This is a genomic window from Puribacter membranae (assembly GCF_055380425.1).
The window spans coordinates 2239916-2253300 of the sequence record NZ_AP040167.1; the positions used below are offsets into that span (position 1 = coordinate 2239916).

Consider the following 13385-nt stretch of genomic DNA (forward strand, 5'->3'; position numbering starts at 1 on the left):
ACTATGTTTTTAAATACCATTGCCCCTGCTGACGGCGCAACACACGCAAAGCGCCGTGTTGGTCGCGGTATCGGTTCAGGTTTGGGTAAAACAGCGGGTCGTGGCCACAAAGGTCAAAAATCGCGCGCAGGTGGTTTTCACCGCGTCGGTTTTGAAGGCGGTCAAATGCCGATGCATCGTCGTATGCCTAAGCGTGGCTTTACTTCATTGACTCGTCGTTTTGTTGGCGAAGTGAATTTGAATGATTTGAACAAATTGCCAGTGGATGAAATCGACTTGTTGGCTTTGAAACAAGCCGGTTTGTTGGGCGAATTGACTTCCAGCGCAAAAGTAGTTGCGACGGGCGAAATTACTCGTAAAGTGACTTTGAAAGGTCTCTTGACGACTAAAGGCGCGCGTGCGGCGATCGAAGCGGCTGGCGGCTCTGTTGCAGACGAGTAATTGAGAGGTATTTGTGGCTACAGCCAAATTATCCAATCAAGTAAAATCGCAAGCGGCTAAAGCGCAAACTTCGCCGGAATTAAAACAGCGTTTGATGTTTTTGATTCTCGCTTTGCTGGTGTATCGCGTGTTGGCGCATGTGCCGGTTCCAGGTGTAAACGCGGCGGCGCTGGCGCAGTCTTTGCAAAACAGTGCCGGTAGTGGTTTGTTCGCGATGATGAACCTGTTCTCGGGTGGGGCGATGTCTCGCGCGTCGATCATTGCCTTGGGGATTACGCCGTACATTTCTGCTTCGATTGTGATGCAGTTGGCCGGCGTGGTGGTTCCGTCTTTGCATGCGTTGCAGAAGGAAGGTGGCGCGGGACGTCGCAAAATGACGCAATACACCCGTTATCTGACTTTGGCTTTGGCGATTGTGCAATCCTATTTCATTGCCTCGCAAATTCAGGGCATGCAAGGGATGGGCGACACGATCGTGCCGAATCCGGGTTGGGGGTTTGTCGGTGTAGCGATGGTTAGCTTGGTGACTGGTACGATGTTCCTAATGTGGTTGGGTGAGCAGATCACCGAACGCGGTTTGGGTAACGGGATCTCGATCATCATTTTTGCGGGTATTGTCGCGAGCTTGCCAACGGGTGTGTACAGTTTGTTCTCAGGTATGGGTTCTGGTCAAATATCGCCACTGCTGGGCTTGGGTATTATTCTTGCGGCAATTGGCGTGGTGTTCTTTGTCGTGTTTGTGGAGCGTGGTCAACGTAAGATTCCGATCAACTACGCAAAACGCCAAGTGGGCAATCGCATGATGGGTGGTCAAAGTTCGTTCTTGCCGCTGAAAGTGAATATGTCCGGCGTGATTCCTGCGATTTTTGGTTCATCAATCTTGCTGCTGCCTGCGACCATTATGAACTTCTTTAGCTCCAGCAATTTGTTGTGGGTGAAAGATTTGACCGCACAGTTGGTTCCGGGACGTCCGTTGTATATGACCTTGTATGCGGCATCCATCATTTTCTTCGCGTTTTTCTACACGGCTTTGGTCTTTAATAGTCGAGAAACTGCGGATAATTTGAAAAAGCAAGGCGCTGTGGTGCCAGGGATTCGTCCAGGCGAACAAACCACGCGTTATATGGACAAAATTCTGACGCGTTTGACCCTGACCGGTGCGTTGTACTTGACTTTGGTGTGTTTGCTGCCTGAGTTTTTCATGATGGCTTTGGGTAGCTCGTCCGGCATGATTTTCGGTGGTACGTCCATCTTGATTATCGTGGTCGTTGCGATGGACTTTATGGCGCAAGTACAAGCATTTATGATGAGTCAGCAGTACGAATCTTTGATGCGCAAAGCGAATTTCAAAGGTTTGAAATAAAGGCGAATCATGGCTAAAGATGATGTAATTCAAATGCAAGGCGAGGTGGTGGAAAATTTACCAAATGCCACCTTCCGAGTAAAGTTAGAAAACGGCCACATGGTCTTGGGGCACATTTCCGGTAAAATGCGAATGCACTATATTCGCATTCTGCCAGGAGACAAAGTGACGGTTGAATTAACGCCGTATGATTTGTCAAAAGCCCGTATCGTATTCCGTTCAAAGTAACGGATAGAAAATTTAGTTGAGGAGTGTTTTAATGAAAGTTCTCGCATCTGTGAAGCGCATTTGCCGCAATTGCAAGATTATTCGTCGCAATGGCGTTGTGCGCGTGATTTGCTCAAGTGACCCACGTCATAAGCAACGTCAAGGTTAATTAAGTAAAAGGAAATATAAATGGCTCGTATTGCTGGTGTTAATATCCCGCCGCACAAACATACCTGTATTGGTTTGACTGCGATTTATGGTATCGGTCGTCCTCGCGCACTGAAAATTTGTGAGGCAACTGGCGTTCCTGCGACAAAAAAAGTCAAAGACTTGGACGATGCTGATTTGGAAAAACTGCGTGACGCGGTTGGTTCCTTCACCATCGAAGGTGACTTGCGTCGTGAAGTGACCATGTCAATCAAACGCTTGATGGACTTGGGCTGCTACCGTGGTTTACGTCATCGTAAAGGCTTGCCTGTGCGCGGCCAACGTACCAAAACCAACGCGCGTACTCGTAAGGGTCCACGTAAAGCAGGTATTGCATTGAAAAAATAATGCATTGAAAAAATAATTGTAAGGAATTATTGATATGGCAAAAGCTGCAAATAGCGCCGCGGCACGCGCGCGCAAGAAAGTGAAAAAGAACGTTGCCGACGGCATTTTGCACGTCCACGCGTCTTTTAACAACACCATCATCACCATCACCGATCGCCAAGGCAATGCTTTGTCATGGGCGACTGCTGGTGGCGCTGGTTTTAAAGGTTCACGTAAATCGACTCCTTTCGCGGCTCAGGTTGCGGCAGAAGCGGCTGGTAAAGTGGCTCAAGAGTACGGTATCAAAAATCTGGAAGTGCGCATCAAAGGCCCAGGTCCAGGTCGTGAATCATCAGTTCGCGCGATGAATGCGTTGGGCATCAAAGTGACATCGATTCAAGATGTGACTCCGGTACCACACAATGGCTGCCGCCCGCCGAAACGCCGTCGTATCTAATTGATTTCATTTGACATTTGCGTAATCGCCGTGTAAAATCTGCGATTACGCTTTTGTTTTGCTTGCGTGTGCAATTATTTCAATCGCGCATGTCGGTAAAATATCTCGCCAAAAGATGTGGTTTGACAATTGTTTGTCGGTATGAATCCGATACTCAATCAGCTCAGATACGCGTTCATTGGCTTCATTGAAGTTCATTTTTTAAGACCACTGTTTTATCAGGTTTTCTGATGAAACGTGCGCATGACCGTGAATGGTTGTGCGTATTAACTTAAGGGAAATATCGTGGCACGTTATATCGGTCCAAAGGCCAAGTTGGCCCGCCGTGAAGGCACAGATTTATTCTTGAAAAGTGCACGTCGCACTTTAGACTCAAAATGCAAAATTGAAACCAAACCGGGTCAGCACGGCGCCAAATCAGGTGCACGTACGTCGGACTATGGTCTCCAGTTGCGTGAAAAGCAAAAACTCAAACGTATGTACGGCGTGTTGGAACGCCAATTCCGCCGCTATTTCGCGGAAGCAGAACGTCTGCGTGGCAACACCGGTGAATTGTTGGTGCGTTTGTTGGAACAACGCTTGGACAACGTGGTTTATCGCATGGGCTTCGGCTCAACTCGCGCGGAAGCACGTCAATTGGTGAGCCACAAAGCCATCACTGTGAATGGTCAAGTTGCGAATATTCCTTCTATCCAAGTGCGTCCGGGCGACGTCATTGGTGTGACTGAAAAGGCGAAAAAGCAAGTGCGTATCGCTGAAGCATTGCAATTGGCTGAGCAAGTGGGTATGCCTTCTTGGGTTTCAGTAGACACTAAGAAAATGGAAGGCGTATTCAAAGCAACGCCGGATCGTTCTGATGTGGCACATGATGTGAACGAACACTTGATCGTTGAGTTGTACTCACGTTAATCAATGCTGTACCTCTGCATGCTGATCACATGCAGAGTTGTTCATATCGCCACCAGCCGCGGGTGTTCAGGACGACACTTGCGGTTTTGTTGAAAGGAATTCCATGTCTAACAATGCATTTTTAAAGCCACGCAACATTCAAGTTGAAGCAACGGGTGAGTACAGCGCAAAAGTCGTGTTAGAGCCTTTTGAACGTGGATATGGTCACACTCTGGGCAATGCGTTGCGCCGAGTGTTGCTCTCGTCTATGACGGGATATGCCGCGACAGAAGTGCAAATTGCGGGTGCCTTGCACGAGTATTCAACTTTGGATGGCGTTCAAGAAGATGTGGTTGATATCTTATTGAATGTTAAAGGCATCGTATTCAAACTGCATGATCGTGACGAAATTACCCTGACTTTGAAAAAATCAGGTGAAGGCGTTGTGACTGCGGCTGATATCCAAGGTTCGCACGAAGTCGAAATCATCAATCCGGATCATGTGATCGCTCACTTGGCCGGCGGTGATTTGGATATGCAAATTAAGATTGAAAAAGGCCGTGGTTACGTTTCGGGTAACGTGCGTGCGTTTGCTGATGACCACAGCAAAAAAATCGGTCACATTTTGTTGGACGCATCATTCTCTCCAATTCGTAAAGTGAGTTACAGCGTGGAATCTGCACGTGTGGAGCAACGCACCGACTTGGATAAAGTGGTGATGCACATCGAAACCAACGGCGTGATTACGCCTGAGGAAGCGGTGCGCCAATCGGCAGCCATCTTGATCGAACAATTGTCTGTGTTTGCCGCTTTGCAAAACACCGTTGATCCAACGGCCTTGGCTGCGTCAAATAATGCGGTACCGCAATTTGATCCGATCTTGTTGCGTCCAGTAGATGAGTTGGAATTGACCGTGCGTTCAGCGAACTGCTTGAAAGCCGAAGCGATTCAATACATTGGCGACTTGGTGCGTCGTACCGAGCAAGATTTGCTCAAAACGCCGAACTTGGGTCGTAAATCCTTGTCCGAAATCAAAGAAGTTTTGGCTGCTCGCGGCTTGACTTTGGGTATGAAATTGGACAATTGGCCACCGGCTAATTTGGAAATGTAAGCAATATTCGGCAAAAGTAGAATTCTACTTTTGCCGTTTTTCAGTTTAAGATTTTGTTGGGCAACCCCTGACAAATTTTTGAAAAAAGCAACAAAGGGAAAATCTCCCTGGTTGTTATTTAATTAACCACATCAACGAACCCGCCCCATTGGCAAGCATTAGTACACTGGGGATAGAAGAGTTACGTTTTAGATTTTGTTTAAAGGAAATTATCATGCGTCATCGTTCAGGTTTGCGTAAATTAAACCGTACTTCCAGCCACCGTTTGGCTATGTTCCGTAATATGTCTGTGTCTTTGATTCAGCACGAAGTGATTAAAACCACTTTGCCTAAATCAAAAGAATTGCGTCGCGTGGTTGAGCCATTGATCACCTTGGCGAAAAACCCAACCGTTGCGAATCGTCGTTTGGCGTTTGCTCGTTTGCGTGACGCTGATGCAGTGAAAAAATTGTTTGATGAAATCGCGCCACGTTATGCAACACGTGCCGGCGGCTACACCCGCATTTTGAAATGTGGCTTCCGCGTGGGTGACAATGCACCTATGGCATTCATTGAATTGGTTGATCGTCCGGAAGCGGAATAAACCTCAGATGATTTCGATGGCATCCATATTTCCATCGAAACTCTCGGTTAAAATGGCGAACCCTTAGTGGTTCGCTTTTTTATTGGATGAAAAACTGAGCGTGTGTTGCGCCAAGCGACGGCGTTTTTGAAAGTAAGTTTATGACGGTTTTGAGATTGATTGGGTTTAAATGGCTGCTGCTGATACTGTTTATGGTGTCCGGCAAGGTATTGGCGGCGGAGTATCTGCCGCCTGAGCAGGCATTTCCTTTTCAAGCGACGATCGTCAATCAGAGCGGTGCGAAGGCGACGATACAAGTCGAGTTCAAAATCGCACCGGGTTACTACATGTACCGCGATGAGTTTGCCTTCACAGTGGTCAGCCCCGACGGACGCGTAACGCAAAATGGCGGCGTAAAAATGCCGCCCGCGCAAGTGAAGTTCGATGAAAATTTCGGTAAAGACGTGGCGTATTATCACAACACACTGCGCTTGAACGTGCCGATCCAATCGACGGGCGAGGGTGAAGCGGCGTTCAAAATCGTGGTGGCCTCGCGTGGCTGCGCCGATCAGGGATTGTGCTATCCGCCACGCAAAAATCAGATGGTTTTGCGCATCACGCCGATGACCGGTTCCGGCGTGGGTGCAGCGCTGCCAAATGCGACGGCTGCCCATACAGCCCCAGCGTCTGCCGAGACGACACACCAGCAGTCAACGGCTGGTGCAAACAGCGCATCTTCTGCTGGCTCATCGACGCAGGGTGCTGCGCACCCATCCGAGCAGCTCAGTCCCGTGGTTGAAATCAAGCCAAGCAACAGCACCGCAGGACTGAATGATGTGACGGCGGATACAGGAGTTCGTATAGAGCCAAGTGTTTCCACCACGGCGGTATCCAAAACCTTGGACAACAGCAGTTTTGCCGGCAATTTGTTTGCGCAGAATCATATTGTTTGGGCGCTGCTGGTGGTGTTTGGCTTGGGTCTACTGCTCTCGCTCACGCCGTGCATGTTTCCGATGTTCCCGATTTTGACGGTGTTGCTCGCAGGGCAACAGCGCGAGCAGTCGCGTTGGCGCGGCTTTGCTTTGGCGCTGGCTTATGTCAGCGGTATGGCGGCGGTGTATGCGCTGATCGGCGTGATCGCGGCGCGCACCGGTTTGGCTTTGCAAAGTTATTTGCAAAATCCGTGGGTGCTGCTCGGTTTTGCGGCGTTGTTGGTGTTGCTCGCGTTGTCTATGTTCGACGTGTTTCAAATCCAAATGTCGGCGCGCTGGCAGTCGTGGTTGCAGGCCAAAACCCAAGGCAAAAATGGATACTGGGGCGCGTACATCATGGGCGCAGCTTCAGCCTTGATCGCATCGCCGTGTGTGACTGCGCCGCTGGTGGGCTTGATCAGCTACATCGCGCAAACGGGGCAGGTAGCGCTTGGTGGGTTGGCGTTGTTGGTTTTGGCCTATGGCATGGGTGTGCCGTTGCTGTTGCTGGGCGCAGGCTTGGGACAATGGTTGCCGAAGTCGGGCGCGTGGATGACGCGCGTGAAAAACCTCATCGGCGTGATGATGCTGGGCGTCGCGGTGTGGGTGGCGCAGCCGGTTTGGGGTAAATATTGGAATGCGCTCACCACTCAGGGCGCGACGCAAACCAGTGCGTTTGAGCGCGTGTACAGTCTGTCGGAGATTCAGGCGCGCGTGGCGAACAGTGACAAGCCGGTGCTGATTGATCTGTATGCCGACTGGTGTCGCTCGTGCATTGAGATGGAGCACAAAACCTTCAGCGATCCGCAGATCGCGCGCAGTATGCAAGATTTTCAACTGTTGCGCGTGGACATGACGCAAAACACCGCGCAGGATACAGAGATTCTCAAGCATTTTGGCCTGTACGGACCGCCGGGCATCATCGTGTTGGAAGCCAAAACGGGTCGTGAAAAAGGGCGCGTGGTTGGCTTTGAATCGCCGACGCAATTTGGCCAAAGTTTGCAACAAATGAAATAAACTGAATCCATGCTATAGCCGCCAATGGCTTTGTGCTTTGCATCTGTATTGAGTTGTGCATGGCGGTACGGAGTAGCGCGCCAACACAAACGGGCGGAACCTTATTCATATGATGATTTTTTAATATTTTTATTAAATACCTCTGTTAAAATTTAAAAATCAGAAAAATATTCGAAAAATTACTTCCCTCTGCTATAATTGACGCATCGCAACACAATGTCGTGCCCAAAAAGTACCGGCATGCGTGAGCCGAACTGGCAAATCCCCTATTTTGGTTGTTACTGCTGATCTTGGCATCGGCCTTTTATGCTTGTATTTTGGTCTTATATAAGACATAATACATAACAAACATTCACTCTCAGGAGCCATCATGACCGTACGCATCAATCGTGGCAGTCTTGCCATTGACAAAATCCTCTTTGACTTCATCGAATCCGCTTTGCCGGGCGTTGGCTTAGACAGCGAGACCTATTGGAAAAATTTCGAGCAAGTGGTACTCGATTTGACTCCGAAAAACAAAGCATTGCTGGCCAAACGCGATGAGTTGCAAGCGAAAATTGATGCGTGGCACAAAGCGAATAAAGGCGCGGATTTCGCCGCCTATAAAGCCTTTTTGATCGAAATTGGCTACATCGTGCCGGATTGCCCGGATTTTCAAGTCACCACCGAAAACGTCGATGCAGAGATCGCCACCATCGCCGGTCCGCAGCTCGTGGTTCCGGTACGGAACGCGCGCTATGCGTTGAACGCGGCCAATGCGCGCTGGGGCAGCCTGTACGATGCCTTGTACGGCACGGACGTGATTTCCTCCGAAGATGGCGCACAAGCGGGCATGGGTTACAACCCGATTCGTGGTGACAAAGTGATTGCCTACGGTCGCGAATTTTTGGACACGCACTTCCCGTTGGCGCAAGGCTCGCATGTGAATGCGCAAAGCTACGCGATTGAAAACGGTGCGGTGGTGGTGACCATTGATGGCGCGAAAGTCGGCCTGAAAAATCCGGCGCAAGGCGTGGGTTTCTTGGGTGATGCTGCCAATCCGACCTCGGTATTGTTGAAAAACAACGACCTGCACGTCGAAATCCAAATTGATCGCAACAGCACCATCGGCAAAGATGACGCGGCCGGTGTGAAAGACATCGTGCTCGAATCGGCTGTGACCGCGATTCAAGACTGCGAAGACTCCGTAGCGGCAGTTGATGCAGAAGAAAAAGTAGAATGCTACCAAAACTGGATGGGTTTGATGAACGGCACGCTGGTTGAGTCGTTTGAAAAAGGCGGCAAAACCCTGACCCGCAAACTGAATGCAGACCGCACCTACAACGCCATCGGTGGCGGTACATTGACCTTGCACGGTCGCGCATTGCTGTTGATCCGTAACGTCGGTCACCTGATGACCAATCCGGCCATCTTGGTCAATGGCGAAGAAATTTTCGAAGGCATCATGGACGCGCTCGTGACCGGTATGCTGTTCAAATACGATGGCAAAGGCGCCTTGCGCAACTCACGCACCGGCAGCATGTACATCGTGAAACCGAAAATGCACGGTCCTGAAGAAGTGGCATTTGCGGTTGAACTGTTTAGCCGCACTGAGCAAGCGGTTGACCTGCCCGCGCGCAGCATGAAAGTCGGCATCATGGACGAAGAGCGCCGTACCACCGTGAATTTGAAACAATGTATCAACGAAGCCAAAGACCGCGTGATCTTCATCAACACCGGCTTCATGGATCGCACCGGCGACGAAATTCACACCAGCATGCACGCGGGCGCGATGGTGCGTAAAGAACTCATGCGTGCAGAGCCGTGGCTCGGCGCGTATGAAAATGCCAACGTGGACATTGGCCTCAAATGCGGCCTGCAAGGCAAAGCACAAATCGGTAAAGGCATGTGGCCGGAACCAGACTCTATGCACGCCATGATGGAGAAAAAAATCAGCCATCCGAATGCCGGCGCGAACTGCGCGTGGGTACCGTCACCGACGGGCGCGACTTTGCACGCCATGCACTACCACATGGTCAACGTGAAATCACGTCAAGACGAACTCAAATCGCGTCCGATGACCAATGTCGATGACATCCTCACCATCCCGTTGTCCACGCACACCGACTGGACGGACGAAGAGAAACAACGCGAATTGAACAACAACGCACAAGGCATTTTGGGCTACGTTGTACGCTGGGTTGACCTCGGCGTGGGTTGCTCGAAAGTACCGGACATTCACGACACCGCGTTGATGGAAGACCGCGCCACATTGCGCATCAGCTCGCAGCACATGGCGAACTGGTTGATGCACGGCGTGGTGACTGAAGCGCAAGTGATGGAAACCTTCAAACGCATGGCCGTGATCGTAGACGGACAAAACGCACACGATCCGCTGTACACGCCGATGGCGCCAAGCTACGACGGCATCGCGTTCAAAGCCGCCTGCGACTTGGTATTCAAAGGCGCGGAGCAACCATCGGGCTACACCGAGCCGCTGTTGCACAAAGCGCGTTTACAGTTGAAAGGCTATAAAGGCGACTGATCGGCGATTGATGATTCAAGCGCTAAAAACAAAGGCCATCGAGGTTTACTCGATGGCTTTTTTATGAGAAAACTTTCGCGGCGCTCAGCGCTTTTCGCCGCGTATTCTATGGACATCCTGAATGAATTTGCCCATAATGTTACGGTTTTGGGTCATTCGCTGACTGTAATAAAGAATTCATGATTAAGGAAATCGTATGTCAAACACCATCTTACAAAACCTGCCCAAAGGGCAAAAAGTCGGTATCGCATTCTCAGGCGGCTTGGATACCAGCGCTGCTTTGCTGTGGATGCGTCAAAAAGGCGCCGTACCGTATGCCTACACCGCCAATTTGGGTCAGCCGGATGAAGATGACTACGATGCGATTCCGCGCAAAGCGATGGAATACGGCGCCGAGCAAGCGCGTCTGATCGATTGTCGCAAGCAACTCGCCGCCGAAGGCATCGCCGCGATCCAGTGCAACGCCTTTCACATCTCCACCGGTGGTGTAACCTATTTCAACACCACGCCGCTTGGCCGTGCCGTGACCGGCACCATGCTCGTAGCCGCGATGAAAGAAGACGACGTCAACATCTGGGGCGACGGCTCGACCTTCAAAGGCAACGACATCGAGCGATTCTACCGCTACGGCCTGTTGACCAACCCGAATTTGCGTATTTACAAGCCGTGGTTGGATAACCAATTCATCGAAGAGCTGGGCGGTCGCGCCGAAATGTCCGCGTTCATGAACGCCAACGGCTTTGACTACAAAATGTCCGCGGAAAAAGCCTATTCGACCGACTCGAATATGCTCGGTGCGACGCACGAAGCCAAAGATCTAGAGTTTCTCAACAGCGGCATTCGCATCGTCAAACCGATTATGGGTGTGGCGTTCTGGCAAGACGGCGTGGACGTCAAAGCCGAAGAAGTCACCGTGCGCTTTGAAGAAGGCATGCCCGTCGCACTCAATGGCAAAACCTACGACGATCCGGTCGCGCTGATCGAAGAGGCCAACCGCATCGGCGGTCGTCACGGTCTCGGCATGTCCGACCAAATCGAAAACCGCATCATCGAAGCCAAATCACGCGGTATTTACGAAGCCCCGGGTATGGCGCTGCTGCACATCGCCTACGAGCGTCTGGTCACCGGCATTCACAACGAAGACACCATCGAACAATACCGCATCAACGGTCTGCGCTTGGGTCGTCTGCTGTATCAAGGCCGCTGGTTTGATCCACAATCACTCATGCTGCGCGAAACCGCACAACGCTGGGTCGCACGCGCCATCACCGGCGAAGTCACGCTCGAATTACGCCGTGGCAACGACTACTCGATCATCAACACCGAATCACCGAACCTGACCTACCATCCGGAACGTCTGTCGATGGAAAAAGTTGAGAACGCACCATTTGATCCGGTCGATCGCATTGGTCAGCTCACCATGCGTAACCTCGATATCGTCGATACGCGCAATAAGTTGGGCATTTATACGCAGACTGGACTGTTGATTGGTGGCAAAGATACTGTGCTGCCGCAGTTGGGGAAATCTGAATAAAGCTTAAGAGGCGATCCGTGAGGATTGCCTTTTTTATTGATGCAGTCAAAAGGATGTGGTCGTGAGGTTTGCAAAAACAATCAAATTATTTCTAATGGATGGCAATCCGAATAGTCGTATTTCATGCGAGCTGTCGAATTGGTCCGGCAAGGCTTATAAAATTCCGCGTATCGAGATTAAAAACTGTTCGGATCGATCAGATTTAATGGGAACGGGCGTTTATCTGCTTTTTGGTAAAAATGAATTAGAAAGGGATCAGGTTTATATCGGAGAAGCCGAGTGTATTCTCAAGCGTCTTAATCAACAATTAGGACAAAAAGAGTTTTGGAGTGAAGCAATTGTATTTATCAGTAAGGATGATAATTTAAACAAGGCGCATATCAAATATTTAGAGAATCGATTACATGAAATTGCGGTTTCTGTTAATCGATATAAAGTTGAAAACTCTGTCATACCAACTCAGTCTTCAATTTCTGAGTCGGATAAAGCGGGGATGGAAGAGTTTATAGAGTACATCAGATTGCTGGTTAACACTTTGGGGCATAAGGTTTTTGATGAGAAGCGGGAAAAACAGTCAAAGAAAAAGCAAGATACTTTTTTAATCTGTATTAGTTAAGACTTAATCTGACGTTTTGTTTATCATATAGGAAACAAAGGAGTCAGAAATGAACACTCAATCAAGTCACAAGATTATCAAAAATAAATTAGGTTTGCTCAATTTAGCCCAAACTTTGGGCAGTGTCTCAAAAGCCTGCAAGACGATGGGATTTAGTCGAGACAGTTACTATCGGTTTAGAGATTTGTATGAGCGCGGAGGTGAGGCGGCGTTACAAGAAATCAGTCGCCGTAAACCGATACTCAAGAACCGTATCGACCCGTCAATAGAAGAAGCGGTGGTCAACTTCGCCATAGACAAACCCGCGTATGGACAGCACCGAGTGAGCAATGAATTACGCAAAGTTGGCGTATTTGTTTCAGGTGGTGGCGTTCGTTCCATTTGGTTACGCCATGACTTAGAAACCTTCCAGAAGCGACTCAAAGCATTATCAGCCAAAATCGCACAAGACGGCATCATACTCACAGAAGACCAACTGTTTGCACTCGAACGTGCTCGCGAAGAGAAACAAGCGCATGGTGAAATCGAAACCGAACATCCAGGCTATTTGGGTTCGCAAGACACCTATTACGTCGGCACGATTAAAGGCGTGGGGCGGATTTATCAACAAACCTACATCGACACTTACTGCAAGCTGGCGATTGTCAAACTGTATCAACAAAAACACGCCATTACTTCGGCTGATTTGCTTAATGACCGTGTGATACCGTTCTATGAGGCGCACGACATACCGCTGTTACGCATCCTTACAGACCGAGGCAGTGAATACTGTGGCAACCGAGAAACGCATGAGTATCAGTTATATTTGGACTTAGAGGACATTGAGCACACGCGTACCAAGGTCAAGCATCCGCAAACCAATGGCATTTGTGAACGTTTCCACAAAACCATACAAAACGAATTCTACGCCACCGCATTTCGGCGTAAAATATACAACAGTTTGGAAGAGTTACAAGTCGACTTGGACGCATGGGTGCTGGATTACAACGAGCAACGAACCCACTCAGGGAAGCATTGCTTTGGTAAAACACCCATGCAAACTTTTTTAGATAGCAAACATATCGCTATCGAGAAACAACTGAATCGGACATTTCAGACAACCGAGTCAGTTTTAGCGACAGCCTAATAACTGTCTGTCAGGTCAAGTCGTGGCTACTACA

At 49.6% G+C, this 13385-nt stretch carries 14 protein-coding genes; all 14 read left to right on the forward strand.

The annotated features are described in order from the left end of the window. Positions 1–3 precede the first annotated feature (3 nt). The 14 genes from rplO to ACZ41M_RS10885 all read left to right on the forward strand — a co-directional run bounded on the left by rplO (position 4) and on the right by ACZ41M_RS10885 (position 13351). Entirely contained in the window at positions 4–441 is a 438-nt protein-coding gene (rplO, locus tag ACZ41M_RS10820; RefSeq protein WP_464731159.1) for a 50S ribosomal protein L15, read from the forward strand. Positions 442–454: 13 nt separating this feature from the next. Beyond that, the gene (secY, locus tag ACZ41M_RS10825) at positions 455–1804 is read left to right on the forward strand and encodes a preprotein translocase subunit SecY (protein ID WP_464731158.1); all 1350 of its coding nucleotides are present in this window, start codon (positions 455–457) and stop codon (positions 1802–1804) included. Between the two features lie 9 nt (positions 1805–1813). Further along, entirely contained in the window at positions 1814–2032 is a 219-nt protein-coding gene (gene infA / locus ACZ41M_RS10830) for a translation initiation factor IF-1 (protein WP_464731157.1), read from the forward strand. 31 nt (positions 2033–2063) lie between these two features. Continuing rightward, positions 2064–2180 (forward strand): 50S ribosomal protein L36, encoded by a 117-nt coding sequence (gene rpmJ / locus ACZ41M_RS10835; protein ID WP_464731156.1) that lies wholly within the window; start codon positions 2064–2066, stop codon positions 2178–2180. Positions 2181–2200: 20 nt separating this feature from the next. Continuing rightward, positions 2201–2566, forward strand: coding sequence for a 30S ribosomal protein S13 (rpsM, locus tag ACZ41M_RS10840; RefSeq protein WP_464731155.1), 366 nt, complete (start codon positions 2201–2203; stop codon positions 2564–2566). A gap of 34 nt (positions 2567–2600) precedes the next feature. Beyond that, positions 2601–3002 carry a 30S ribosomal protein S11 gene (rpsK, locus tag ACZ41M_RS10845; RefSeq protein ID WP_464731154.1) on the forward strand — a complete coding sequence of 134 codons (402 nt, stop codon included), beginning with the start codon at positions 2601–2603 and terminating at the stop codon, positions 3000–3002. A 285-nt stretch (positions 3003–3287) separates the two neighbouring features. Next, positions 3288–3911 carry a 30S ribosomal protein S4 gene (rpsD, locus tag ACZ41M_RS10850; protein WP_464731153.1) on the forward strand — a complete coding sequence of 208 codons (624 nt, stop codon included), beginning with the start codon at positions 3288–3290 and terminating at the stop codon, positions 3909–3911. Between the two features lie 103 nt (positions 3912–4014). Continuing rightward, on the forward strand, positions 4015–5001 hold the full coding sequence (locus ACZ41M_RS10855) for a DNA-directed RNA polymerase subunit alpha (protein ID WP_464731152.1): 987 nt from the start codon (positions 4015–4017) through the stop codon (positions 4999–5001). Positions 5002–5215: 214 nt separating this feature from the next. Further along, entirely contained in the window at positions 5216–5584 is a 369-nt protein-coding gene (gene rplQ / locus ACZ41M_RS10860) for a 50S ribosomal protein L17 (protein ID WP_464731151.1), read from the forward strand. A 140-nt stretch (positions 5585–5724) separates the two neighbouring features. Then, positions 5725–7551 carry a protein-disulfide reductase DsbD gene (gene dsbD / locus ACZ41M_RS10865; RefSeq protein ID WP_464731150.1) on the forward strand — a complete coding sequence of 609 codons (1827 nt, stop codon included), beginning with the start codon at positions 5725–5727 and terminating at the stop codon, positions 7549–7551. Positions 7552–7921: 370 nt separating this feature from the next. Then, the gene (locus ACZ41M_RS10870) at positions 7922–10075 is read left to right on the forward strand and encodes a malate synthase G (protein WP_464731149.1); all 2154 of its coding nucleotides are present in this window, start codon (positions 7922–7924) and stop codon (positions 10073–10075) included. Positions 10076–10271: 196 nt separating this feature from the next. Then, a complete protein-coding gene (gene argG / locus ACZ41M_RS10875) occupies positions 10272–11609 on the forward strand; it encodes an argininosuccinate synthase (protein WP_464731148.1) in 1338 nt (445 codons plus the stop codon). A 61-nt stretch (positions 11610–11670) separates the two neighbouring features. After that, positions 11671–12225, forward strand: a complete 555-nt coding sequence (locus tag ACZ41M_RS10880) for a GIY-YIG nuclease family protein (protein ID WP_464731147.1) — start codon at positions 11671–11673, stop codon at positions 12223–12225. Between the two features lie 49 nt (positions 12226–12274). Beyond that, complete coding sequence (locus tag ACZ41M_RS10885; RefSeq protein ID WP_464729930.1) at positions 12275–13351, forward strand: IS481 family transposase; 1077 nt, start codon at positions 12275–12277, stop codon at positions 13349–13351. The last annotated feature ends 34 nt before the right edge of the window (positions 13352–13385 follow it).